Origin of the sequence: Sulfitobacter sp. SH24 (genome assembly GCF_965641895.1) — a bacterium.
Taxonomy (GTDB): Bacteria; Pseudomonadota; Alphaproteobacteria; order Rhodobacterales; family Rhodobacteraceae; genus Sulfitobacter; species Sulfitobacter dubius.
Genome location: NZ_OZ282575.1, coordinates 575623 through 600454, shown reverse-complemented (window position 1 = coordinate 600454; position 24832 = coordinate 575623). Strand labels below are relative to the sequence as shown.

Sequence of the window (24832 nt, the reverse complement as noted above, 5' to 3'; positions counted from 1 at the left end):
ATGAGCATTCAAATTGGCGAAGTCGTAGCGGTAATGGGCGTAGAAGTTTCTGTCAGAGCCTTCGAGAACTCAAACCATGAGACACACTTTTTCAATGGGAAGAAATTCAAAGGCATCTCTATCCGAGAGTTCGTGTCCATTTCGCACGGCTTCCGTGAAATTGTCTGTACCGTTGAAGGTGAATACTTGGATGAGCGAAACTTCGAACTTGAGGCAAGCGAGAAGTTATTTACGCGAAAGTTAAAGTTGCGGCCAATTGGGTACATTGAGGACGACGCATTTAAGGATGGTATTAAGTACCTGCCTAAGATCGGTGATATTGCTACACTTCTGTCGGAGCAACAGGTTGGCAGCATTTTCGAAAGCAAATCTTCAGACGGTTATATTATTGGCAAGCTCTTGAAAGAAGACCTACCGATAGCTCTTCCTTGGCAAAAGCTCTTCAACTCGCATTTGGGTATCTTTGGCAATACCGGCAGCGGAAAATCAAACACGTTGACGAAGCTGTTCACAGTGCTTTTCGCTAACAAGCTCAATAGTATCGCATCCCACAGCAAGTTTGTGGTTCTTGATTTCAATGGTGAATACACTGGTGATCAACTTGTTGGAGCCGATCATAAAAAGGTTGTTCGGCTGACAACGCGCAACGCCGAGGGCGACCGTTTCAAGATCCACGACGATGAGTTTTGGGACGCTGAAACGCTTGGTATTCTCTTTCAAGCCACAACGAACACGCAAAAACCATTCCTGAGGCGAACCATATCTGGTCGCGCTAGGTTCATTGACGTTCCAGATAGTTTGACACACTACGCCCGAGCTACCATTCGACGCGTCCTGTGTTCGACTGATCCCAGCGTCGAGGCGCTTGAGCAAGTTAAATCGCTTGTCAGACAGATGCCTGACGCTGAGAATCTAGCGGAGTTAGTTGGCAAAGTTGGATGGAACAACACTAACCGAAGTTTTTATCTGATAATAGACGGTCAAACGCGGTATCCGGACAACGAAGCCCATTTCGGTGCAATCTTCGAACCACAAATTTCTCGGATAGACTTGCAAAACCTCTCGGGCTTCACGGAATTGCAGGTTCGCGCCAGTTTGCAACTTATAAACGATGTCCAATTCGGCTCTGCACAATACGAGCACATACAACCGCTTTTGCGCCGCATTGACTCTCTGAAAGAGGAATTCTCGCGTGTTATCTCCGTTGGCGAGCTGGCTGATGATGAAGATCGGCTCGTAACCGTTATTTCTCTGCGGGAATGCAAGCAAGACGTGAAGAAAATCTTACCTATTCTTATCGCAAAGCATTTTTATGAGCAGCATAGAAGCGTCGTGACAAGCCCACCTTCGACTACTCTCCATCTGATCGTCGATGAGGCGCACAACATACTTTCACAGCAATCAAATCGTGAGGCGGAAAGCTGGAAAGATTATCGCTTAGAACTGTTCGAAGAGATCATCAAAGAAGGTCGAAAATTTGGTGTTTTCCTTACGATTGCCAGCCAAAGACCAGCGGACATCTCCCCGACTATTGTCTCGCAATTGCATAACTATTTCATTCATCGCCTTGTGAATGACAGAGATCTTGCGCTTTTGGAAAATACCATATCGACGCTGGACAGCCTTTCTCGAGGGCAAATACCGACGCTTCCCCAAGGCGCGTGCGTTGTAACTGGAACTAGTTTTGACATTCCGATGCTCATGCAAGTTGACAAACTGCCGAAAGAGCAAGAACCGGCCAGCAGTGATGTAAACCTCGTCGATCTGTGGGGCAGTGACGATGATTGACAATCAGACGCTCGCGTCAAGTCACTGGCTGCCGCCTACCGGCTAAATAGCTGCCGTTGCATCGACCCTATGCTAAAGGCAGCTTTGGGCCGTTGGTGTTGGTGACTTGAGGCAGAGACTACATTGACATCGCGTTGCGCTCCGTTCCTGGGCCATCTCACGTAGAGAGGTTTGGTCTCATTCGGATGCGACTGACAAAGCCCCAATGGAGCTTGATTGTTGATGCTGTGGATCCGGCTGTACGAAAGACGGCCGTTGAAACAGGGTATTAGCTTGCAGTTGACTAAACGTGGCATAACTGGGTGATGAAACGAACAATAAGAGCAACTGATGATCAATGTCGCGCCCCTTCCTCTCAGGACAGCCTCCGTCCCGCGGGAAACCGCGTTCTCCCAGATGTCTAGGCTGGCGGCAGCAAATAAAGTGGACTTACGGGAATTCGGCTTTGAACTGGGTATTCCCTTCCAGCGCATTCTGAACGGTGAACAAGATATGATCAGGATACTAGCCTTGTTGGGCGGGACTGATCACGAGTGCTTGCAACACTGGTCGGGAACAAAACTTGAAGGTCGTCGCCATGAACTTTGCGGCGAAATCTATCCTGCAAAAACCATCCGCAGCCCTGAAATCCGGGGATGTCCCATCTGTCTGAAACAGGACGCCAGTGCATCGGAACGTTCACCAGAGCATTCGATGGCAATCCGCGGGCACTGGCTGGTTCCGCACGTGACTATCTGCCTTGCGCATGAGCACCCTCTTGTCCCGCTCTGGCGGGAGACCCAGCCCTTCGCGCGATATGACACCGTGACGCAATTCCGGTCTATCGCGCCAGCCATTGTTGCCGGTGAGTTTGACCGCGAGATTCGTGAACTGACGGACTTCGACAAGTGGCTGGAAGCCAGGCTGGTTGATGGGCCGGGAAACGGCTGGTTAGATCTGCATCCTCTGCACGCAGCCTCCACCTTCTGTTTTTTACTGGGAAGTGCCCGCATGCGCCATGAGACCACAGCGCCATCGGACGTCGACCCGGAGGATCGCTGGGCGCTACTACAAATGGGATATGAGGTCTCCCGGCATGGTCCAGAGTCTATCACGACCGCCTTGCAACGCTTGCAGGACCTACCCGGAGATCCACATCAGGGGCCAAAGGCAATTTATCCGGTTCTATATGACCGTTTGTCCCGAGACTACGCCGATATCCCTGAATATGCTCCCTTCCGTGCCATCCTGCGGGATCACCTGCTTGAAACTTGGCCTCTCAACGCCGGAGATGATTTGCTCGGGGAACCAGTGGAAAGGCGACGATTACATTCGGTGCGTTCGGCCTCCCGGGAAACAGGGATCGACCCACGCCGTATGCGGAAGATGCTCGAGAGCGCAGGAATCCTGAATGACGTCCGTCCTGACGCTTGGGCAGTGTTCGACGCAGATGCTGCCGCGCCCCTGCTCGATTCACTGACGACCCTGCTGCCAGCAAAGGCCTTTGCCGAAGGTCTCGGCATGTCACGATCCCAGTTCGACCGGCTGTCAGAGGATGGTGTCCTTGCTCCGAAGTTGGCAGACACCACCACGAAAAATATCTGGGATCCCCGGGAAGGGCAGGCCTTTATTGACAGCCTGCTTGCCGGAGCCGAGCCTCTCCGACAGGCCCAACACGGCTGGGAACACATCTCAAAATCTGCAGCACGATTGAAGATCCGACCTGGCGATATCGTAAAGGCAATCCAGCAAGGCCGGGTCCGGCGGGTCGGCAATCATTCCGATTTCGATGGGTACAAGGCTATCTACGTCTATCACGACGAGGTTTCGGCGGCTCTCTCAGATGATGGGCCGCCCGCCATGTCTTTGGAGATTTTCGCAAAGACCGTGGGTATCGGGCAGCCGGTATTTCTTAACCGACTTATCTCGAATGGACATACAACGGCGACCTCCATCCGGAACCCCCGAACCCGCGCCATGCAACGGTATTTCGCAGAGGTGGACTCGGTTCAGTTCCACGAGATGTTCTACACATACCGGACCATGTCCAGAGCGCATGGAAGATCCTGGCAACAGATGTCCGCCTTACTTGCTGCCGCTGGCGTTTACCCGTTCAGCCCTGATGGCATTGATTATGGAAAGCTCTTTCTCCGGGCGGAGGTGGACTCAGCAGTCGGTTACGACTGCGGATAAACTCCAAGAGGTGGGCGGGGCTGAATGCTCCGCCTTCCTTGTTTACAGTTTCGTAGCGAACCATTCCGGTTCGGCAGTACAGCTGAATTGCGAAGTATGATGCCGAGCAGGACCGTTATTAAAGGATCGTGCGCCCGCTTCTCGTTTCACTGCCTGCAGTACTAAATCACCGATGAGCATGCCGCGTATTTCCACGAACGGTATTTCACTCCGCGCACGATGTCCCTGTCCTTAGACATAAGCTCGCAGAAGCTGTCCTCCAAAGTGAGGGGCCCGATCGGTCAACCCCTTCTCCCCCGTTGCGGAAGAGTATGGGAATGTCTACCTGCGCTCAGACATACCGACGGACCTTTAAGCGCTCTTTACTGCATCGGAAAAAAGGAAAAGAGCGAAGGCGGCGCTTCTTTTCCCATTTTTTTCAGCTACTTGTGACTGAGGCGATGTAGAAACCCAAGCACCTCCAAGGTTTTGCGCACGCTTTTAAGTTTTCTCTGCGCACGCTTCTCCTTGGACTGCCTAAGCCCAAACGCCCCATCACCCACACTTACTATGCCCGCAACTCCCGCAAGTCATGCACCCTTCGACCATGCGCAGGTCGAACTGCCCGCAAGACGGACAAGACTTTCCACGCGGGGCGTCCAAGCCGACGACCTTCGCTTGTGGATCAGTCTTCAGCCCCATGCCTTCGCCCGCGATAAAACCGGTAGCGATCATGTGCTGTTCGATCACGCCGCCAATCGCCGCGAGGATGGAGGGGATGTATTTGCCCTGCATCCAAGCACCACCACGCGGGTCAAAGACGGCCTTCAGCTCTTCTACGACGAAAGACACGTCGCCGCCGCGCCGGAATACTGCAGAGACCATGCGCGTCAAAGCCACAGTCCAAGCGAAATGCTCCATGTTTTTGGAGTTAATGAAGACCTCAAACGGACGACGATGACCGTTCAGCACGATGTCGTTGATGGTGATATAGAGCGCGTGCTCACTGTCGGGCCATTTGACTTTGTAGGTGTTGCCCTCCAACTCGGCGGGACGGTCCAGCGGATCTGACATATATACGATTTCGCCGCCTTCGCTGACCTGATCGGGGCTGTCGGCGGGGGCCTTGTCTGTCTTTTCGGACGACACGCTCAGGACCGATCCGGTCACGTCATTCGGGCGGTAGGTGGTGCAGCCTTTGCAGCCCAGATCCCATGCCTGCATGTAGACATCTTTGAAGTCGTCAAAAGAGATATCTTCAGGGCAGTTGATGGTCTTGGAAATCGAACTGTCGATCCATTTCTGCGCGGCGGCCTGCATCTTCACGTGATCCGCAGGCGGCAGGGTCTGAGCGTTGACGAAATAGTCGGGCAGCGGTGCGTCGCCCTTCAGCTCGCGCCACATCTGCACGGCGTAATCGACGACCTCTTCCTCGGTTCGGCTCCCGTCCTTTTGCAGCACCTTGCGGGTGTAGGCGTAAGCAAAGACCGGCTCGATCCCCGAAGACACGTTGCCCGCATAGAGGCTGATCGTGCCTGTGGGCGCAATGGAGGTCAGCAGGGCGTTGCGGATGCCATGTTCGCGGATCGCGTCACGCACATCGTCGTCCATCTGCATCATGGTGCCGGACGCGAGGAACTTTTCTGCATCAAACAGCGGGAAAGCACCCTTTTCTTTGGCCAGTTCTACTGACGCAAGATAGGCGGCACGGGCAATCGCACGCAGCCATTCCTCGGTCTGTTGCGCGGCCTCGTCGCTGCCATAGCGCAAGCCGACCATCAAAAGCGCATCCGCAAGCCCGGTGACTCCAAGGCCGATGCGGCGCTTGGCCTGTGCCTCGGCCTGTTGTTCGGGAAGTGGGAATTTCGACACGTCGACGACGTTGTCCATCATCCGCACGGCGGTGGCGACCAATTCACTCATGGCGTCCTGATCAAGATGCGCTGCCGCATCAAATGGTTGCGCCACAAGACGCGCAAGGTTGATCGACCCCAAAAGGCAGGCACCGTAAGGCGGCAGCGGCTGTTCACCACAGGGGTTGGTGGCCGCGATGGTCTCACAATAGTTCAGGTTGTTGGCAGAGTTGATGCGGTCGATGAAAATCACGCCCGGCTCGGCATAAGAATAGGTCGCCTGCATGATGCTGTTCCACAGATCACGTGCCTGCACGGTCTTGTAGACTTTGCCGCCAAAAACCAGTTCCCAAGAACCATCGGCCTTCACGGCTTCCATGAAGGGGTCGGTGACCAGCACCGACATGTTGAACATGCGCAGGCGGGCCGGATCGGATTTAGCCGAGATGAAGTCTTCGACATCAGGGTGGTCACAGCGCATGGTGGCCATCATTGCACCACGGCGGCTGCCTGCGGACATGATTGTGCGGCACATGGCGTCCCAAACATCCATGAACGACAGCGGGCCAGAGGCATCTGCCGACACGCCCAGCACATCCGCGCCGCGTGGGCGGATGGTGGAGAAGTCATAGCCGATCCCCCCGCCCTGCTGCATGGTAAGCGCGGCCTCTTTCAGCATGTCAAAGATGCCGGACATGCTATCGGGCACAGTGCCCATGACGAAGCAGTTAAACAGGGTCACACGGCGCGCGGTGCCCGCCCCTGCGGTGATGCGGCCAGCGGGGAGGTATTTGAAATCCTCCAGCGCGCCGAAGAATTTGTCTTCCCAAACATCGGCCTCCGATTCGACCTGCGCGAGGTCACGCGCGATGCGGCGCCAAGTGTCCTCTACCGTCACGTCTTTCGCGGTGCCATCGGCCCCCTTAAAGCGGTATTTCATATCCCAAATTTGTTCGGCGATCGGGGCGGTAAAGCGGGACATTTTGAAACTCCTGAGGTCAGTGGCAGGGGCCCTTCATAGCTAGGGTGCGCGAAAACGAAAACAGGAAAAATGCCGCCGAACCCACAAGAATTTGCATGTGATTGAAATCCAACTACCTTATATGGCGTAGACCAATGGAATCGCTGGGGGGCGATGTGACCGATAAAATCAACCTAATCAAACTTTCGGTCGGCACCGAGGGCGTCGAGAGCCTCACCAAATGGCAGGCGCGCAAAGATGTGCGGACGAAAGACGGCCTGCCGCGTCATGTGACCCGCATGTGGCCCAAGCGCGAAGCCGAGATTCTCAACGGCGGATCGATCTATTGGGTGATCAAAGGGGTGATTCAGGCCCGTCAGCGCATCCTGCGTCTGGAAGAGATCACCCGCGCCGATGGCATCCGCCGATGCGCCATCGTGCTGGACCCCGAGATCATCCGCACGCAGAACAGCCTACGCCGCGCGTTCCAAGGCTGGCGATACCTCAAATCCGAAGACGCGCCCCCTGACCTGCCCGAGGGCCGCGAAGAGGAGACCGAACTGCCAGTCGAATTGAACCGCGCATTGGCCGAAATTGGCGTGCTCTGACCCAATTCAGGCGTAAAGCGCATAGACCTTGGCGCGGTACAATTTGATCGTCGCCGTCACCCTGCCATCGTCATGGTCCGACATTTTGCTATGTGATCCCCACAATAAAACACCCGGAACTTTAGGCTCCGGGTGTTGCGATAGAAAAGAATAATCGCGCTATAACGCGACTTCAGGTCAGTTGCGCAATCAGGGTTTTCAGCGCTTTGCGGCTGTGGTCTTCCAACGGCGCCATGCGTGACCGCCAAAGCGTCGCCTGCGATTGCAGGATCAACCCATCGCTTAGGACCTTCAGGTGATTGGCGCGCAAAGTCTCTCCACTTGAGGTGATATCCGCAATCGCCTCGGCGGTTTCGTTCAGCACCGTGCCTTCGGTCGCGCCTTGGCTGTCAACCAACGCGTAATCGGCGACCCCGTGGGTGCGCAGGAATTCCCGCACCAAACGGTGATACTTGGTCGCGATGCGCAGCCGGAACCCATGTTCGGCGCGAAAGGCTGCCGCCGCAGCATCCAGATCATCCAGCGTATCGACATCAACCCACGCCTGCGGCACCGCGATGATCAGATCGGCATGGCCAAAGTTCAACTCTTCCAGAGGCTCGACCAATTGGTCCCAAAGCGCCAGTTTCTCCTGCACCAAATCGGTGCCAGTCACGCCTAAGTGGATCCGCCCTGCCGATAACTCTCGCGGAATTTCCCCGGCTGAGAGCAGCACCAGAGAGACATCCTCAACCCCCTCGACCTTGCCAGCATATTCGCGATCAGATCCGGTGCGCTGCAGGCGGACGCCACGCGCACCGAACCACTCAAAAGTCTTTTCCATCAGCCGCCCCTTGGACGGCACGCCAAGTTTCAGCGTCATTGCCCGGCCTCCAGTTCCAGCATCAGGCCGGGGCGCATTACGCCGCCCACCGCCGGGATTTCATCGCCCTGCCCCAGTCGCCGCGTCAGCGCATCATAGCGCCCGCCGGTGGCGATGCTGGGCAGATCGGGGCGTGTTTCCGCCCGGAAGGCAAAAACAAAACCGTCGTAATATTCCATCGAAGAACGGCCGTGGCTGGCCTCGAAAAGCAAGGCATCGGTATCAATCCCACGTGCGCGCATCGCCTCGGCACGGTCGGTCACGCCAGTCACCGCATCAGCGATCGCGGGCATGTCCACCATCAGATCGCGCAGACGGCTGAGCGCATTCGGCAACGTCTCTCGCACTTCGAGAAGGGCATCGAACAGATCGACCTGTTGCTCTGAGATCGGCGCGGTTTTGGCATCTTCGCGCAGGGCTGCAACCCGCGCGTCAATCTCGGCGCTTGAGCGCAGCCCCACCATAGGCGCGCCGCCGTCTGCGGCGTCACCGGCCAACAAGGCTTGACGCGACGCGGGCACCGGGCTCCGGCCCGCGAAACGGTCAAGCAAGGCACGAAACCGGCGGGGCCGCCAGATGTGCCGCATCAATGCCTGTTTGCGCGCGGGCGAGGTATCAAGCCCCTGCACCGCCGCCATCAGCACACCGATATCCCCCGTCACCGGGCGCACCGGCAGCCCCTGCATCGCCTCAGCGATCAGGGCGAAAACCTCGGCATCTGCCGCCGCCGGGTCGGCGCGGTCGAAGACCTCGAAACCCACCTGAATGTATTCATTGGCACGGTTCGGGTCGTGTTCCTGACGGCGGAAAACCTCGCCGGAATAGGTATAGCGCGCGGGCTCGGCCCCATGGGCCATGTGCATCTGCACCACCGGCACCGTAAAATCGGGGCGCAGCATCTGCTCGCCACGCAGCGCGTCCGAGGTGACATAGGCGCGCGCGCGGATATCCTCGCCGTAGAGGTCCAGCAGCGTGTCGGCCGGTTGCAGGATCGGCGGCTCGACGAGCACAGCGCCCTGCGCGTCGAAAATCGCGCGTAGCGACGCGGCCCGCGCCAGCGTTTCGGAACGTGTCGGCATCAACTCGCCCGATCCAGAATATCGCGGACCGCTTTGATCAGATCAGCACGGGGCACCTCATATTGGTTGGGGCGCTCTTTCCACTCATCATGGCTGGCCTCCTGCGCAAGCTGCGCGCCCAGCACCATGTCCTTGATCTGCACCACACCGCGCGCCTGTTCGTCGCCGCCTTCGATGACGACGACCGGGCTTTGCCGCTTGTCGGCGTATTTCATCTGGTTGCCGAAGTTCTTTGGGTTGCCCAGATAGACCTCCGCCCGGATGCCCGCCTGCCGCAGTTCCGCGACCATTGCTTGATAATCGGCCATGCGGTCCCGGTCCATCACGGTGACAACGACGGGGCCAGTCGCCTCGGCCTCAAGCCGCCCCTTCGCAGCAAGCGCGGCCAGCAGCCGGTCAACGCCGATGGAGACGCCCGTGGCAGGCACTTCTTGCCCGGTAAACCGCTTGACCAGATCATCATAGCGCCCACCGCCCGCGACCGAGCCGAAGTTGCGCGCGCGGCCCTTTTCGTCTTTGATCTCAAAGGTAAGCTCGGCCTCGAACACCGGACCGGTGTAATAGCCAAGGCCGCGCACCACCGACGGATCAATTTCCACCCGGTCAGGGCCATAGCCACCCGCGGCCAGAAGGTCAGAGATCAACTCAAGCTCATCCACACCCTGCACACCGACATCGGAGCCCGCGACCAACTCGCGCAGCCGCGCCACCGTCTCGGCACCGCTGTCGCGTTTGGCCTGCATGAAGCCCATGACCACATCGGCCTGCCCATCTGCCAATCCGGCACCCTTGGTGAAATCGCCGCTGTCGTCCTTGCGGCCCTCGCCCAGCAAGGCGCGCACGCCCTCTGGCCCCAGCCGGTCCAGCTTGTCGATGGCGCGCAGCACGATGCCACGCTCGATATCTTTGTCGTCACCGGCAAGGCCCGCAACCTCCAGCACACCGTTCAGCACCTTGCGGTTGTTCACGCGCACCACATAGTCGCCGCGTGCGATCCCGACTTCCTCAAGACAGTCGGCCAGCATCGCGCAGATCTCGGCGTCTGCCGCCACCGATGGCGCGCCAACGGTATCCGCATCACACTGATAAAACTGACGAAACCGCCCCGGCCCCGGTTTTTCATTGCGCCAGACCGGCCCCATCGCATAGCGGCGGTAGGGCATCGGCAGATCGTTGCGGTGCTGGGCATAGACCCGCGCCAAAGGCGCTGTCAGATCATAGCGCAGCGCGAGCCAATCGCCGGGTTTGTCGCCTTCGGAATCTTCCTGCCACGCAAAGACGCCCTCGTTCGGGCGGTCCACATCGGGGAGAAATTTGCCAAGCGCCTCGACCGTCTCCACGCCCGAGCTTTCCAGCGCGTCGAACCCATAGCGGTGGTAAACTGCGGCGATCTTGCCGAGCATCTCGGCCCGATGGGTCACCTCGGTCCCGAAATAATCGCGGAACCCCTTTGGGGTCTGCGCCTTGGGACGGGGGGTTTTCTTGGGCTTTGCCATGGCAAGGATCCTCGGTGCATCAATTGGCCTCGCGTCTAGCCCAAGCCCCCCGCAAGGGCAAGCAACGCTGCGTGTTGCCCCTGTCTTGTGCCGCCCGCCCATGCTAAATCGCGCAAAAAGGACGCGCCCCTATGTCAGAACAAACCCCAGATCAAACCGCAGAACGAATTAACCAACTCGAAGAGCAGATCGCCCACCTGACCCGCGCGGTCGACGATATGTCAGAGATCGTCACCCGTCAGGAGGATGAGATCGTCACCCTGAACCGCCGCGTGCATATGTTGATGCAGCGCGAGGGGGAGCGGGATGCCTCAGGCGGTGGCGCGGTGCTTTTGGGCGACGAACGGCCGCCGCACTACTGAGCCGCAGTTTCGCTCAATTCGCTGATTTCATTGCCACGGCGGCCACGGCCCCGTCATGCACCAGCACCTCAGACCAGCGCGCGGTTTCGCCCAACCGCTCATAAGCATTGACGAAAAACGCCGTTTTATCGAGCGTGCCAATCCGCTTGCCGCAGGGTTTGCCGCGCCCCGCCCCGCAGACACTGGCCTTGATCGCCTCATAGGCCGCGTCGGTCTCGGCGATGGGCAGGTTTTCCCCGCCCGGGCCATAATGCAACTGCTCATAGACCGACGGCGTGCCGAACAACACATTTGCTGCCGTCAACTGGCGCGCGCAATCATCCGCAAAACCGGTGATATAGAAACTGCGCGGCCCCGCGCTGCCGGGTTGCGAATCGAACAGCCGGTAGCCCCGTGCCGCAGGCTCTTCGACCATCTTCCCCAACTCCTGCTCGCGCACATCACAGACGCGGGCGACCTCGCCAAAGGGCAAAGCGGTGCCAAAGCCGATCTCCGCGACCTGTGGCGATGGCGCCGTGGGCGCGATGCCGCAGGCTGAGGGAAGCGCTGCCATAACTAGAAGGCTGATGCGTCGGTACATGGTTGGCTCCCCTTTGGTTGTCAGGGAATTAGCGCAGCCACCGCTTGCCGTCCACTAACGTGCGGAAAAAGGGCGGATCTGCGCGCGCCGCCGGGGTTAGATTTCCTCGACCTCCATCACCCCGTCGAGCGAGCGGATCGCGCCTTTGATCTGCGGTGTCACGGGGAACTCCCGGCCCAGATCGACCTCAACCTCGCCCGGCAGGCTTGGGTCCATCAGGCAGAACTGCACCGGCCCCTTGCCGGCCGCCTTGACCGCTTGGCGCGCGCCGTCAAGCACATCGGCCACCGCCTGAATCGCCCCCGGCCCATCGATAAAGACCCGCAGCCCCATGCTGCCCGCATCCGCCACCGCCGCATCAATGGGTGCCACCGACCGGCCCAGCAATTTAAGCTGATCGCTTTCCATCGTGGCCTCAACCGTGATGACGATCTTCGAGCCGACTTCGAGATGTTCCCGCCCCAGTTCCAGCGTGTCGGAGAACAGCGTCACCTCATAGCCGCCCGTGGTGTCCGATAGCTGCGCAAAGGCAAAACGGTTGCCTCGCGCCGATTTCCGCTCCTGCCGCCCGGCGACGACCCCCGCCAGCCGGGCATTCATCGCGCCGCGTGTGCTGACCTTCTCGGTCAACTCGTCCAGCGTGAGGAAGGGCAGCCCGGTTTCCCGCGCCCATTTACGGCGCAGCGGCACCATGTAGTCATCAAGCGGGTGACCAGAGAGGTAGAAACCAACCGCTTTAAATTCTTCGGCCAACCGCTCCGCCGATTGCCAGTCATCACAGGGCAACATGCGCGGCTCTGGCAGATCGTCGCCCGCCTCACCAAAGAGCGAAACCTGATTGCTGGCCTTCTGCTCATGGATCGCCGCCGAATAGCTCACCAGCCCGTCGAGCGATTGGAATACCCGTCGCCGATTGCTGTCGAGTTGATCAAAGGCCCCCGAGCGCACCAGCATTTCCAAAGGCCGCTTGCCGACGCGCTTCAGGTCCACTCGCCGTGCGAGGTCATAAAGCGTGGCAAAGGGCTTATCGACGCCATCTACCTTACGCCCCTCGGTCACCAGTTTCATCGCTTCAAGCCCGACGTTTTTCAACGCGCCCAATGCATAGACCAGCGCGCCGTCGACCACTTTGAACGTCGCATCCGAGCGGTTCACACAAGGCGGCACCCAAGGCAACTCCAGCCGCTTGCGCACCTCTTCGAAGTACACCGCCAGCTTGTCGGTCAGGTGAATATCGCAGTTCATCACCCCGGCCATGAACTCGACCGGGTGGTTCGCTTTCAGCCAAGCGGTCTGGTAGCTGACCACCGCATAGGCCGCAGCGTGGGACTTGTTGAAACCGTAGTTGGCGAATTTCTCCAGAAGGTCGAAAACCTCCGCCGCCTTCTTTTTATCGACCCCATTGGCCATCGCGCCCTTTTCGAACTTGGGACGTTCCTTGGCCATTTCCTCGGCAATTTTCTTACCCATCGCCCGGCGCAGCAAGTCCGCGCCGCCAAGGCTGTAGCCCGCCATGACCTGCGCGATCTGCATCACCTGTTCCTGATAAACGATGATGCCTTGGGTTTCTTCAAGGATGTAGTCGATGCTGGGGTGCACCGATTCCAATTCGCGCTGGCCGTTCTTCACCTCACAATAGGTCGGAATATTCTCCATCGGGCCGGGACGGTAAAGCGCCACAAGAGCCACGATGTCCTCGATACAGGTCGGCTTCATGCGCTTGAGCGCATCCATCATGCCGCTGGATTCCACCTGGAACACGGCAACGGTCTTGGCGCTGGAATAGAGTTTGTAGGTCGCAGCATCGTCGAGCGGGATCGTGGCCACGTCGTCAACGTGCCCCTCGGGTGGTTGGTAAAGCTCGCGCCCATCGGCGGCGAGATGCAGATGCCGCCCCCCCGCCTTGATCTGATCCACGGCATTCTGAATCACGGTCAGGGTTTTCAGGCCCAGAAAGTCGAACTTCACCAGCCCGGCCTGTTCAACCCATTTCATGTTGAACTGCGTCGCGGGCATGTCAGAGCGCGGGTCTTGGTAGAGCGGCACAAGCTGATCGAGCGGTCGATCCCCGATCACCACCCCCGCCGCGTGGGTCGATGCGTTCCGCAGCAAGCCTTCGACCTGTTGGCCGTAGTCGAGAAGCCGCGCCACGACCTCTTCGTTCTTCGCCTCTTCCCGCAGACGCGGCTCATCCGCCAGCGCCTTTTCAATGCTGACGGGTTTGACCCCCTCAACCGGAATCATTTTGGACAGACGATCGACCTGCCCATAAGGCATCTGCAACACACGCCCGATGTCACGCACCGCAGCCTTGGACAGCAGCGCACCGAAGGTGATGATCTGCCCCACTTTGTCGCGGCCATATTTCTCCTGCACATAGCGGATCACCTCTTCGCGGCGGTCCATGCAGAAGTCGATGTCGAAGTCGGGCATCGAAACCCGTTCGGGGTTGAGGAAACGTTCAAACAGCAGCGAGTAGCGCAGGGGATCGAGGTCGGTGACCGTCAGCGCATAGGCCACGAGGCTGCCCGCACCCGAGCCCCGGCCCGGCCCCACCGGAATGTTGTTATCCTTAGCCCATTGGATGAAGTCGGCAACGATCAGGAAGTAGCCGGGGAAGCCCATACCTTCGATGATGCCCAACTCGAAATCGAGACGTTTTTGGTATTCCTCAACGCTCACCGCATGGGGGATCACAGCAAGACGCGCTTGAAGGCCCTCGTTGGCCATACGGCGCAGCTCGGCGACCTCATCATCGGCAAACTTCGGCAGGATCGGATCACGGCGGTAGGCCATGAAGGCGCAGCGTTTGGCGATCTCGACGGTGTTGCTCAGCGCCTCGGGCAGATCGGCAAAGAGCGTTGCCATTTCGGCTTGGGACTTGAAGTAATGCTGCGCGGTCAGACGGCGGCGCGGTTGCTGCTGGTCGACATAAGCACCTTCCGAGATACAGATCAGCGCATCGTGTGCCTCATACATGTCGGGCTTGGGGAAATAGACGTCATTGGTGGCCACCAGCGGGATGTCCATCGCATAGGCCATCTCGACAAAGCCACGCTCGGTCAGGCGTTCAGGCTCGGGCTGGCCGCCGTCTTCGGGGTGGCGTTGTAACTCGACATAAAGCCGGTCGCCAAAGGCACCCTGCAGCCGCGCCATCAGCGCCTCTGCCGCCGGGCGCTGGCCGCCTTGCAACAGCATGCCCACCGGCCCCATTGGCCCACCGGTCAGGCAGATGATATCGGCGCTCAGCGCTTCCAACTCGTCCAGCGTCACCTCTGCCACGGCCCCGCCCTTGTCGAGATAGAGGCAGGAGTTCAGCTTCATCAAATTCTCATAGCCCAATTCGCTCTGCGCCAGCAGCACCATCGGCGCGGGTGGGCGCGGCTTTTCACCGGGCTGCACCTCGACATAGGCGACATCAACCTGACAGCCGATGATCGGCTGCACACCGGCGCCAGCCATAGCGACGGAAAACTCCAGCGCCGCAAACATGTTGTTGCTATCGGTCAGTGCCAGCGCGGGCATGCCCGCATCGCGGCACATGCCGGGCAGCTTTTTCAGCCGCAGCGCGCCCTCCAGCAAGGAATACTCGGAATGGCTACGCAGATGAATGAATCGGGGATCATTTGACATGGCCGCAAACTACGCCAGCCACCCCTGAGGCACCAGCACCCGATCGCGCCCAGCGCATTTTTCGCCCAAGGTATTTTTCCTTGCCAAAACGCCCCCTGCCCCGCTAGCCTGACCTCTACCTCGCCCGCGCCCGGTTCTACGCCGCATCGAACCCCGCGCAATGATATGGGCCACTTTGTACCGCGGCGGATGAGAACCAATGGACATCACTTTTCTTCTCAATGGAGAAGTCGTGTCACTCTCCAACGTGTCCCCGACCACCACCCTGCTTGACTGGCTGCGCGAAGAACGCGGGCTGACCGGGACCAAGGAGGGCTGCAACGAGGGCGACTGCGGGGCCTGTTCGGTAATGATTACCGATGCGGAGGGAAGCCGTGCGTTGAACGGCTGTATCCTCTTCCTCCCGCAGGTGAATGCCAAAGCCGTCACCACGGTTGAGGGCATGGCCAGCGCCGATGGCACGCTGCATCCGGTGCAGGAGACGATGGTCGAACACCACGGCAGCCAATGCGGTTTCTGTACGCCGGGGTTCGTAGTGTCGATGGCCACGGCGCATTTAAACGGTGCAACGGACCATGACGTGCAACTGGCAGGCAACCTCTGCCGCTGCACTGGCTACGCGCCGATCATCCGCGCGGCCAAAGCCGCCGAAGGCGCGCCGGTGCCAGAGCATTTACGCACCCTCAAGTCAAAGTTGGCGCAGGACATCCCCGCGCCCGCCAAAGCCAACGGCGCACCGCATGTGCAACCCGAAAGCAGCGACGAACTCGCCGCCTGGTATCTCGACAATCCGGACGCCACACTGATCGCCGGGGCGACAGATGTTGGCCTTTGGGTCACCAAAGGCTTCCGCGATCTTGGCGCCGTGGCCTTCCTCAACCGCTGCGCGGATCTACGCGGGATTACCGAGGATGAAACCGGCCTGCGCATTGGCGCGATGACGACGCTAACCGAGGTTGAGGCGAAACTGAGCCCCCTGCACCCCAGCCTAGGCACCATGCTGCGGCGCTATGGCTCGACGCAGGTGCGCAATGCAGCGACCTTGGGCGGCAATATCGCCAATGGCTCGCCCATCGGTGACGGCCCGCCCGCGCTGATTGCGCTTGGGGCGACCCTGCAACTGCGGCGCGGTGATGCGCGTCGCGAGTTGCCGCTGGAGGATTTCTTCCTCGACTACGGCAAGCAAGACCGCGCGCCGGGCGAATTCGTCGAAGCCATCACCGTGCCGCGCCAGCATGACACCCTGCGCTGCTACAAACTGTCGAAACGTTTCGATCAAGACATTTCGGCGGTTTGCGGCTGTATGTCGATCACCGGCAATGGCACCGAAATCCTCACCGCGCGCATCGCCTTTGGCGGCATGGCGGCAACACCGAAACGCGCCGCTGCGGCTGAGGCGGCACTGGTCGGCCAGCCGTGGAGCGAAGAAACCATCCGCAAGGCGATGGAGGCGATGGCACAAGACTTCACCCCACTGTCGGACATGCGCGCCTCTGCCAGCTACCGGATGGAGGCGGCGCAAAACATGCTGTTGCGCTATTTCCATGACGCCAACGGTCAAGCCACCAACCTGCTGGAGGTCTCGGCATGAGCGTTGCAAAGCCCCTTCCCCATGATGCGGCGATGCTCCATGTCACCGGCGCCGCACGCTATGTCGACGACATCCCCACGCCGCGCGGCACGCTGCATCTGGCCTTTGGCCTCAGCCCCGTCGCGGCGGGCGAATTGACGGCGCTTGACCTCGACGCCGTGCGGTCTGCGCCCGGCGTGGTCAAAGTGCTGACCGCCGATGATCTCGTCCATGACTGCGACACCTCACCCTCGAACCATGACGAGCCGCTTTTGGCGACGGGCGAAATCCATTTCGCGGGCCAACCGCTCTATCTGGTCGTGGCCACCAGCCACCTTGCCGCGCGGCGCGCCGCGCAACTGGGCACGCCACAGATCACCCCGCGTGATCCGATCTTGACCGTCGAGCAGGCGCTCGCCGCCGACAGCCGGTTCGAAGACGGCCCGCGCATTTACCAGAAGGGCGATGCTGAGACAGCGCTTGCCAAGGCCAGCCGCCGCCTCTCGGGCCAGATCGAAATGGGCGGGCAGGAGCATTTCTATCTTGAAGGTCAGGCCGCCATGGCGCTGCCGCAGGACAATGGCGACATGCTGGTGCATTCCTCGACCCAGCACCCAACCGAAATTCAGCATAAAGTAGCCCATGCCATCGGCCGCCCAATGCATGCCGTGCGGGTCGAGACCCGGCGCATGGGCGGCGGTTTCGGCGGCAAGGAAAGTCAGGGCAATGCGCTGGCCGTGGCCTGTGCGGTGACGGCATTGCTGACCGGCAAGCCCTGCAAGATGCGCTATGACCGCGATGACGACATGATCATCACCGGCAAACGGCATGATTTCCGCATCAGCTACGATGTCGGCTTCGACGAGGCGGGCCGGATCACCGCGCTGGACGTCACGCATTACACCCGCTGCGGCTGGTCGATGGACCTGTCGCTGCCCGTAGCCGACCGCGCCATGCTGCATGCCGACAATGCCTATCACCTGCGCGACATCCGCATCACCTCGCACCGCTTGCGCACCAATACCGCCAGCGCCACGGCGTTTCGCGGTTTCGGCGGCCCGCAGGGGATCGTCGGCATTGAGCGCGTGATGGACCATATCGCCCAAGAGCTGGACCTCGACCCGCTCGCCGTGCGCCGGGCGAATTACTACACCGACAACGCCCACCGCCCGACCGAGGTGGAGAACACCGGCACCGCCATCGACAACCGTACCCCGCCGGATGCGGAGGCCGATCTATCGTCACGCGGCGCGCCCCCTGTGCCGACGGGCAAACCCGCAATCCCGGCCACGCCATCCGATGTGCAGACCACGCCCTACCAACAGCCGGTGACCGATTGCATTATCAACGCGCTGACCGACCGACTGGTCGAAAGCGCCGACTACGACGCCCGCCGCGCGGCCATCGGGAAGTGGAATGCGCAAAACCCGCTACTCAAGCGCGGCATCGCCATCACCCCGGTGAAATTCGGCATCTCCTTCACGCTTACGCACCTCAACCAAGCGGGCGCGCTGGTGCATGTCTATCAGGATGGCTCGATCCACCTGAACCACGGCGGCACCGAGATGGGCCAAGGGCTGTTCCAGAAGGTGGCGCAAGTCGCGGCCTCGCGCTTTGGCGTCTCGCCCGAGGTGGTCAAGATCACCGCCACCGATACCGCCAAAGTGCCAAACACCTCGGCCACGGCGGCGTCCTCGGGCTCGGACCTCAACGGCATGGCCGCGCAAAATGCCTGCGACACGATCCGCGACCGCATGGCGGCGCATCTGGCGGAACGCTACCAGACCACGCCGGATCAAGTGCGCTTTGCCGACGGCATGGTACGGATCGGGGGCGAGGAGATCACCTTCGCCGCCGCTGCCGCTTCGGCTTACGAGAACCGCGTCAGCCTTTCGGCCACGGGATTTTACAAAACGCCCGACATCGAATGGGACCGCATCGCCGGACACGGGCGGCCGTTCTACTACTTCGCCTATGGTGCCGCCTGCACCGAAGTGGTGATCGACACGCTGACCGGCGAAAACCGCATCCTGCGCACTGACATCCTGCATGATGCGGGCGCCTCGCTGAACCCCGCGCTGGACATCGGCCAGATTGAGGGCGGATACGTACAAGGCGCGGGCTGGCTCACGACCGAGGAACTGGTCTGGGACGAAACCGGCACCCTGCGCACCCACGCGCCATCGACCTACAAAATCCCGGCCTGCTCCGACCGGCCGCCCGTCTTCAACGTGACGCTCTGGGACCAACCCAACCCGGCGCAGACGGTCTACCGCTCCAAGGCCGTGGGCGAGCCGCCCTTCATGCTGGGCATCTCGGCCTTCATGGCGTTGTCGGATGCGGTATCGGCCTGCGGCGACAACTACGGCGATCTGCAAGCGCCCGCCACAGCCGAGGCCGTCCTGGCCGCCGTGGGACGGGCGCGGAAATGACCGCGATTTTCGTCGAGATCACCGCCACGCGCGGATCGGCCCCGCGCGATGCGGGCACGGTGATGAAAGTCACGGCGGACAGTATCGACGGCACCATCGGCGGCGGGGCGCTGGAACATCAGGCGATTGCACATGCCCGCAAAATGCTAGCCAACGGGCGGCTTGAGGACACGCAGACCGTGCCGCTCGGCCCCGGCCTAGGACAATGTTGTGGCGGCGCGGTGAGCCTGCGCTACACAACCTCGCCGCGCCCATTGGACGCGGCCACCCCACTGCCACTGCCGAATGTGCAGAGCGACACGCCCCTTTGGCTCTGGGGCGCGGGGCACGTGGGCCGCGCGGTGGTGGCCGCATGCCCGCCGCGTGCCTTTGCCATCACATGGATCGACAGCGCCCGCGACCGCTTCCCCAATCACGTCCCACCCCGTGTTGCTATAGCGCCCACCGCCGACATGCCGCGCCTTGCCGCCCACGCGCCGCAAAACGCGCATCACCTGATCTTCACCTATTCCCATGACATCGACCTCGCCCTCTGCGCTGCCTTGCTTAAACGCGGGGCAGAGAGCGTCGGCCTGATCGGCTCTGACACAAAAAAGTCACGGTTTTCCCGCCGCTTGCGCGACATGGGGCTGGATCCCTCTGGCATCATCTGCCCTATTGGCGATAAGTCGCTGGGCAAGCTGCCCGCCCAGATTGCACATGGTGCGTTGATCTCTCTCATCGCCCGGACCCAGACAAAGGTTTCCGCATGACTGACAAACTTCTCGACCTCTCTGGGTTGACCAAGGCCTACCCCGGCGTCGTCGCGAACGATGACGTGTCCCTGCGGATCGCTCCGGGTGAGGTTCACGCCCTGCTGGGCGAGAATGGCGCGGGCAAGTCTACGCTGGTCAAAATGATCTACGGGCTGGTCAAACCTGACGCGGGCCAGATGCAAATGCGGGGCGAGAACTTTGCCCCCACCGATCCCCATGCGGCACGACAGGCGGGCGTCGGCATGGTGTTTCAACACTTCTCGCTTTTCGATGCGCTCAGCGTGGCGGAGAACATCGCCCTCGGCATGGAAAACCCGCCGCGCATGCGTGAACTCAGCCAGCAAATCCGCGATGTGTCGGACACCTACGGCCTGCCGCTTGCGCCGGACCGCATCGTCGGCGATCTATCGGCGGGGGAACGTCAGCGGGTTGAGATCATCCGTTGCCTGCTGCAGGATCCCAAACTGCTGATCATGGACGAGCCGACATCGGTTCTGACCCCGCAAGAGGTTGAAATCCTGTTCAAGACCCTGCGCAAGCTCAGCGCAGAGGGCACCGCGATCCTTTATATCTCGCACAAGCTCGAAGAGATCCGCAGCCTGTGCGACAGCGCGACGATCCTGCGGTTGGGCAAGGTCGTCGGCCATTGCACCCCGCGTGAGACCTCGGCGCGCGACATGGCAGAAATGATGGTCGGTTCAGCACTGAAAACACCCACGCGCGACAGCAAAGAGCCGGGCGAGGTGACGCTGACGCTGAACAAACTCTCGGCGCGATCGGCCCATGCTTTCGGCATGCCGCTGCGCGAGATTTCGGTCGAGGTGCGGCGCGGTGAGGTGCTGGGCATCGGCGGCGTCGCGGGCAATGGGCAGGACGAATTGCTCAACGCGCTCTCGGGTGAAACACTGGTCGGCGCGGGCATGATTACCTTTGACGGGCGCGACATCGGCCTTCTTGGCCCCACCGCCCGCCGCGCACTGGGCGTCTTGACCGCCCCCGAAGAACGGCTTGGCCACGCCGCCGTGCCGGATATGTCGCTCACAGAAAACGCCATGCTCACCGGTGCCGCCCGCGAAGGGTTGGAGCGGGGCGGTATGCTCGACTGGGGCAAGGCGCGCAGCTTTGCCGAGAAGATCATCAAGACATTTGACGTGCGCACCCCCGGCCCCGGCAATGCGGCGCGGTCGCTGTCGGGTGGGAACTTGCAGAAATTCGTTATCGGACGCGAAGTGCTGCAACGGCCTGAGCTTTTGGTGGTGAACCAGCCCACATGGGGCGTCGATGCCTCTGCCGCCGCCGCGATCCGGCAGGCGCTTTTGGATCTCGCCTCGGGCGGGACCGCCGTGATCGTCATCAGCCAAGACCTTGATGAGTTGATGGAGATTTCCGACAATTTCGCCGCGCTAAACGAAGGCCGCCTGTCGTCAACGCGCCCCGCGCAGGGGCTGACTGTCGAAGAGATTGGCCTGATGATGGGTGGCGCACATGGCATGGAGGTGGCGCATGTCTAAGCCAAACCTCGCATCTTTCACTCTGACCATTGGGGGTGATCTGTGATCCGCCTTGAAAAGCGCCCGCAGCCCAGTCGGGCCCTTTCGCTGTCGACGCCTATCATGGCGGTGCTGGCCACTTTCATCTTCGGCGGGCTCTTGTTCGCCGTGCTTGGCAAAGACCCGGTCGAGGCGCTGCAAACGATTTTCTGGCAGCCACTGTTTGGCGAATATGCCTTTTATTACCGCCCGCAACTGCTGATCAAAGGCGCGCCCTTGGTGCTGATCGCCATCGGCCTCAGCCTTGGATTCAAAGCGGGCATCTGGAACATCGGGGCCGAGGGGCAGTACATCATGGGCGCCATCTTTGGCGCGGCTGTAGGGCTGGCGTTCTACCCTGCGGAGGGCTGGTACATCTTCCCGCTGATGGTGCTCGCGGGGGCCTTGGGCGGTTGGGCGTGGGCGATGATCCCGGCCCTTTTGAAGGTGCGTTTTGGTACGAATGAGATCCTCGTCTCGCTAATGTTGGTCTATGTCGCCGAGCAGTTCCTTGCGTCTATGTCATTGGGTTTGCTGAAAAACCCCGAAGGCTACGGCTTTCCCGGCTCGCGCAACCTGCAACAATACGCTTCTGCCCATAACGCCGAACTCTTTGCCGGTTCTGGTATGCACTGGGGCGTGGTCGCGGCGCTGATCGCGGTGATCTTTGCCTATGTGCTGTTAACCAAACACCGTCTCGGCTTTGCCATTCGCGTCACCGGCGAAGCGCCCCGCGCGGCGCGGTTCTCAGGCGTGAACCCGGCGCGGCTGGTGCTGTTTTGCCTTGGCACCTCGGGTCTGCTCGCTGGGCTTGCGGGCATGTTCGAAGTCTCCGGTCCCTCGGGTCAGATCACCATCGACTTCAACGTAGGTTATGGATTTACCGCGATCATCGTGGCCTTCCTTGGCCGTTTGCATCCCATCGGCATCCTGCTTGCGGGCGGGCTGATGGCACTGACGTATATCGGCGGTGACATCGCGCAGTCGAACCTCGGCCTGCCCGCCGCCGCCATTCAGGTGTTCCAAGGCATGCTCCTGTTCTTCCTGCTCGCGCTGGACGTTTTCACTCATTACCGGCTGCGCTTTGGCGCGGCGGAGGCTGTCTGATGGATCTTTCTGCAATCAACCCGCTTTTGTTCGTCGCAGGCTTTTTGGTCGCGGCCACGCCGCTGATCTTCGCCGCCATCGGCGAATTGGTGGTCGAGAAATCCGGCGTACTGAACCTCGGCGTCGAAGGCATGATGATCACCGGCGCGATCTGCGGCTTTGCCACGGCGGTCGAGACCGGCTCGCCATTACTCGGCTTTGCCGCCGCCGCTATCGGGGGCGCGGCGCTGAGCCTCCTCTTTGCCTTCCTAACCCAAGTCACTTTGGCGAACCAAGTCGCCTCTGGTCTGTCGCTGACGCTCTTCGGCCTCGGCCTTTCGGCGCTGATCGGGCAAAGCTACGTCGGGATCAAACCGCCCCGGCTGGGCGATATCGACTTTGGCCCGCTGGCCGAGATCCCGGTGATCGGCCCGATCCTCTTTACCCATGACATCATCCTCTACCTCGGGATCGCGCTGGTCGCCGGGGTCTGGGCGGTGCTGAAGTTCACCCGCGCCGGGCTGATCCTGCGCGCCGTGGGCGAAAGCCACGACGCGGCCCATGCGCTTGGCTACAAGGTCAAACGCATCCGCACCGCCGCGATCCTTTTCGGCGGGGCCTGCGCGGGCTTGGGCGGGGCCTACATCAGCCTGATCCGTGTGCCGCAATGGACCGAAGGCATGACCGCCGGGATCGGCTGGATCGCCCTTGCCCTCGTCGTCTTTGCCTCATGGAAGCCATGGCGGGCGCTTTTGGGTGCCTATCTTTTCGGCGGCATCACCCAGTTGCAATTGAACTTGCAAGGCGCGGGCGTTGCCATTCCGGTAGAGTATCTGGCAATGTCACCGTATATCATCACCATCATCGTTCTGGTGGTGCTGTCGGCGGACAAAAGCGCCGCGCCGGCCTCACTGGGCCGAACCTTCCACGCCTCGAACTAGGGGCATAACGTCACGCGGCCCTGCGCCGCACATCAAGCCCCGGCAAGGGGCACGTAAACAGGGGAAACCTCATGAAACTAACCACCCTTATGACCAGCGCGGCACTTGCGCTCGGCCTTGCTTCGGGCGCTGTTGCCCAAGACAAGACCAAGGTCGGCTTTGTCTTTGTCGGCCCCGTGGGCGACGGCGGCTGGACCTATGAGCACAACCAAGGCCGCTTGGCCGTCGAAGAAGAGTTCGGCGACAAGGTCGAGACCGTTTTCGTCGAAAGCGTTGCCGAAGGCCCCGATTCCGAGCGTGTGATGACGCAGATGGCGCTCGACGGTGCTGACCTGATCTTCACCACCTCCTTTGGCTACATGGACCCCACCATCAACGTCGCCAAGAAATTCCCCGATGTGAAGTTTGAGCACGCCACCGGCTACAAACGCGCCGACAACGTCTCGACCTATTCCGCGCGTTTCTACGAAGGCCGCGCTATTCAAGGCCACATCGCGGGCTCGATGACCGAAAGCAACATCATCGGCTACATCGGCTCCTTCCCGATCCCCGAAGTCATCCGCGGCATCAACTCCGCCTATATCCACGCCAAGAAAGTAAACCCCGACGTTCAGTTCAAAATCGTCTGGGCCTACACATGGTTTGACCCGGCCAAAGAAGCCGACGCCGCCAAGGTACTGATCGAACAGGGCGCCGACGTGGTCCTGCAACACACCGATTCCACCGCGCCCCAAGCGGCGGCACAGGAAGCGGGCAACGTGATCACCTTCGGTCAAGCCTCCGACATGGCGCAATACGGTCCCAAGCCGCGCGTCTCTTCGATCATCGACGACTGGGCGCCCTACTACATCGACCGCGTCAAAGCGGTCATGGATGGCACATGGGAATCCAAAGACACATGGGACGGCATTGGGCCGGGCATGGTCGGCATCGGCGAGATCTCTGACGCTGTGCCTGCGGACGTGAAAGCCGAAGCGCTGGAACTGAAAGACAAGATCGCGTCTGGCGACTACCACCCCTTCACCGGGCCGATCAACAAGCAGGACGGTTCCGCGTGGCTGGCCGAAGGCGAGACCGCCGATGACGGCACGCTGGCGGGCATGAACTTCTATGTCGAAGGCATCGAAGGCACGATCCCGCAATAAG

General features: G+C 60.5%; 17 protein-coding genes. 11 read left to right on the top strand and 6 right to left on the bottom strand.

The features are described 5' to 3' along the window. Complete coding sequence (locus tag ACSQ16_RS05335; RefSeq protein WP_435988601.1) at window positions 1-1788, top strand: ATP-binding protein; 1788 nt, start codon at window positions 1-3, stop codon at window positions 1786-1788. A gap of 330 nt (window positions 1789-2118) precedes the next feature. Further along, a complete protein-coding gene (locus ACSQ16_RS05330) occupies window positions 2119-3960 on the top strand; it encodes a TniQ family protein (RefSeq protein WP_435988600.1) in 1842 nt (613 codons plus the stop codon). A gap of 534 nt (window positions 3961-4494) precedes the next feature. Here the strand turns inward: ACSQ16_RS05330 and ACSQ16_RS05325 are convergent. Continuing rightward, on the bottom strand, window positions 4495-6774 hold the full coding sequence (locus ACSQ16_RS05325; protein WP_243261371.1) for an adenosylcobalamin-dependent ribonucleoside-diphosphate reductase: 2280 nt from the start codon (window positions 6772-6774) through the stop codon (window positions 4495-4497). 134 nt (window positions 6775-6908) lie between these two features. Between ACSQ16_RS05325 and ACSQ16_RS05320 the strand changes: the two genes are divergently transcribed. Further along, window positions 6909-7361 (top strand): DUF1489 family protein, encoded by a 453-nt coding sequence (locus tag ACSQ16_RS05320; protein WP_394805066.1) that lies wholly within the window; start codon window positions 6909-6911, stop codon window positions 7359-7361. Between the two features lie 172 nt (window positions 7362-7533). Here the strand turns inward: ACSQ16_RS05320 and hisG are convergent, their stop codons facing one another. The 3 genes from hisG to hisS are packed head-to-tail and all read right to left on the bottom strand — an operon-like array spanning window position 7534 to window position 10798. Beyond that, window positions 7534-8223, bottom strand: a complete 690-nt coding sequence (gene hisG / locus ACSQ16_RS05315; protein WP_093928178.1) for an ATP phosphoribosyltransferase — start codon at window positions 8221-8223, stop codon at window positions 7534-7536. After that, a complete protein-coding gene (locus tag ACSQ16_RS05310; protein ID WP_243261372.1) occupies window positions 8220-9302 on the bottom strand; it encodes an ATP phosphoribosyltransferase regulatory subunit in 1083 nt (360 codons plus the stop codon). Before ACSQ16_RS05310 ends, hisG begins: the two co-directional genes overlap by 4 nt. Beyond that, on the bottom strand, window positions 9302-10798 hold the full coding sequence (gene hisS, locus ACSQ16_RS05305; RefSeq protein WP_243261373.1) for a histidine--tRNA ligase: 1497 nt from the start codon (window positions 10796-10798) through the stop codon (window positions 9302-9304). Before hisS ends, ACSQ16_RS05310 begins: the two co-directional genes overlap by 1 nt. Before the next feature lie 167 nt (window positions 10799-10965). Between hisS and ACSQ16_RS05300 the strand changes: the two genes are divergently transcribed. Continuing rightward, window positions 10966-11160 carry a SlyX family protein gene (locus ACSQ16_RS05300; RefSeq protein WP_093928613.1) on the top strand — a complete coding sequence of 65 codons (195 nt, stop codon included), beginning with the start codon at window positions 10966-10968 and terminating at the stop codon, window positions 11158-11160. Between the two features lie 13 nt (window positions 11161-11173). Here the strand turns inward: ACSQ16_RS05300 and ACSQ16_RS05295 are convergent, their stop codons facing one another. Both ACSQ16_RS05295 and dnaE read right to left on the bottom strand, forming a co-directional pair. Next, the gene (locus ACSQ16_RS05295) at window positions 11174-11740 is read right to left on the bottom strand and encodes a hypothetical protein (RefSeq protein ID WP_243261374.1); all 567 of its coding nucleotides are present in this window, start codon (window positions 11738-11740) and stop codon (window positions 11174-11176) included. 96 nt (window positions 11741-11836) lie between these two features. Beyond that, window positions 11837-15373, bottom strand: a complete 3537-nt coding sequence (gene dnaE, locus ACSQ16_RS05290) for a DNA polymerase III subunit alpha (RefSeq protein WP_243261375.1) — start codon at window positions 15371-15373, stop codon at window positions 11837-11839. Window positions 15374-15572: 199 nt separating this feature from the next. On the opposite strand from dnaE, the gene xdhA reads away from it, so the two are divergent. From xdhA to ACSQ16_RS05255, 7 genes are all read left to right on the top strand, one after another. Next, on the top strand, window positions 15573-16964 hold the full coding sequence (gene xdhA, locus ACSQ16_RS05285; protein WP_243261376.1) for a xanthine dehydrogenase small subunit: 1392 nt from the start codon (window positions 15573-15575) through the stop codon (window positions 16962-16964). Next, window positions 16961-19375, top strand: coding sequence for a xanthine dehydrogenase molybdopterin binding subunit (gene xdhB / locus ACSQ16_RS05280; protein ID WP_243261377.1), 2415 nt, complete (start codon window positions 16961-16963; stop codon window positions 19373-19375). Before xdhA ends, xdhB begins: the two co-directional genes overlap by 4 nt. Next, the gene (gene xdhC, locus ACSQ16_RS05275) at window positions 19372-20127 is read left to right on the top strand and encodes a xanthine dehydrogenase accessory protein XdhC (RefSeq protein WP_243261378.1); all 756 of its coding nucleotides are present in this window, start codon (window positions 19372-19374) and stop codon (window positions 20125-20127) included. Before xdhB ends, xdhC begins: the two co-directional genes overlap by 4 nt. After that, a complete protein-coding gene (locus ACSQ16_RS05270) occupies window positions 20124-21641 on the top strand; it encodes an ABC transporter ATP-binding protein (protein ID WP_243261379.1) in 1518 nt (505 codons plus the stop codon). The genes xdhC and ACSQ16_RS05270 overlap by 4 nt, the downstream gene beginning before the upstream one ends. Before the next feature lie 42 nt (window positions 21642-21683). Further along, window positions 21684-22766, top strand: coding sequence for an ABC transporter permease (locus tag ACSQ16_RS05265; RefSeq protein WP_243261380.1), 1083 nt, complete (start codon window positions 21684-21686; stop codon window positions 22764-22766). Further along, window positions 22766-23686: an ABC transporter permease gene (locus ACSQ16_RS05260; protein WP_243261381.1), complete on the top strand. Its 921-nt coding sequence runs from the start codon at window positions 22766-22768 to the stop codon at window positions 23684-23686. The genes ACSQ16_RS05265 and ACSQ16_RS05260 overlap by 1 nt, the downstream gene beginning before the upstream one ends. Before the next feature lie 71 nt (window positions 23687-23757). Continuing rightward, window positions 23758-24831 carry a BMP family ABC transporter substrate-binding protein gene (locus ACSQ16_RS05255; protein ID WP_243261382.1) on the top strand — a complete coding sequence of 358 codons (1074 nt, stop codon included), beginning with the start codon at window positions 23758-23760 and terminating at the stop codon, window positions 24829-24831. The last annotated feature ends 1 nt before the right edge of the window (window position 24832 follow it).

What these genes read in the sequence shown, in the direction of transcription:
- ACSQ16_RS05325 (WP_243261371.1), bottom strand. Translation starts at nt 6,774, where the DNA reads ATGTCCCGCTTTACCGCCCCGATCGCCGAACAAATTTGGGATATGAAA.
- ACSQ16_RS05295 (WP_243261374.1), bottom strand. Translation starts at nt 11,740, where the DNA reads ATGTACCGACGCATCAGCCTTCTAGTTATGGCAGCGCTTCCCTCAGCC.
- ACSQ16_RS05335 (WP_435988601.1), top strand. Translation starts at nt 1, where the DNA reads ATGAGCATTCAAATTGGCGAAGTCGTAGCGGTAATGGGCGTAGAAGTT.
- ACSQ16_RS05255 (WP_243261382.1), top strand. Translation starts at nt 23,758, where the DNA reads ATGAAACTAACCACCCTTATGACCAGCGCGGCACTTGCGCTCGGCCTT.
- xdhA (WP_243261376.1), top strand. Translation starts at nt 15,573, where the DNA reads ATGGACATCACTTTTCTTCTCAATGGAGAAGTCGTGTCACTCTCCAAC.
- ACSQ16_RS05270 (WP_243261379.1), top strand. Translation starts at nt 20,124, where the DNA reads ATGACTGACAAACTTCTCGACCTCTCTGGGTTGACCAAGGCCTACCCC.
- ACSQ16_RS05310 (WP_243261372.1), bottom strand. Translation starts at nt 9,302, where the DNA reads ATGCCGACACGTTCCGAAACGCTGGCGCGGGCCGCGTCGCTACGCGCG.
- xdhB (WP_243261377.1), top strand. Translation starts at nt 16,961, where the DNA reads ATGAGCGTTGCAAAGCCCCTTCCCCATGATGCGGCGATGCTCCATGTC.
- ACSQ16_RS05320 (WP_394805066.1), top strand. Translation starts at nt 6,909, where the DNA reads ATGGAATCGCTGGGGGGCGATGTGACCGATAAAATCAACCTAATCAAA.
- ACSQ16_RS05330 (WP_435988600.1), top strand. Translation starts at nt 2,119, where the DNA reads ATGATCAATGTCGCGCCCCTTCCTCTCAGGACAGCCTCCGTCCCGCGG.
- hisS (WP_243261373.1), bottom strand. Translation starts at nt 10,798, where the DNA reads ATGGCAAAGCCCAAGAAAACCCCCCGTCCCAAGGCGCAGACCCCAAAG.
- ACSQ16_RS05260 (WP_243261381.1), top strand. Translation starts at nt 22,766, where the DNA reads ATGGATCTTTCTGCAATCAACCCGCTTTTGTTCGTCGCAGGCTTTTTG.
- hisG (WP_093928178.1), bottom strand. Translation starts at nt 8,223, where the DNA reads ATGACGCTGAAACTTGGCGTGCCGTCCAAGGGGCGGCTGATGGAAAAG.
- xdhC (WP_243261378.1), top strand. Translation starts at nt 19,372, where the DNA reads ATGACCGCGATTTTCGTCGAGATCACCGCCACGCGCGGATCGGCCCCG.
- dnaE (WP_243261375.1), bottom strand. Translation starts at nt 15,373, where the DNA reads ATGTCAAATGATCCCCGATTCATTCATCTGCGTAGCCATTCCGAGTAT.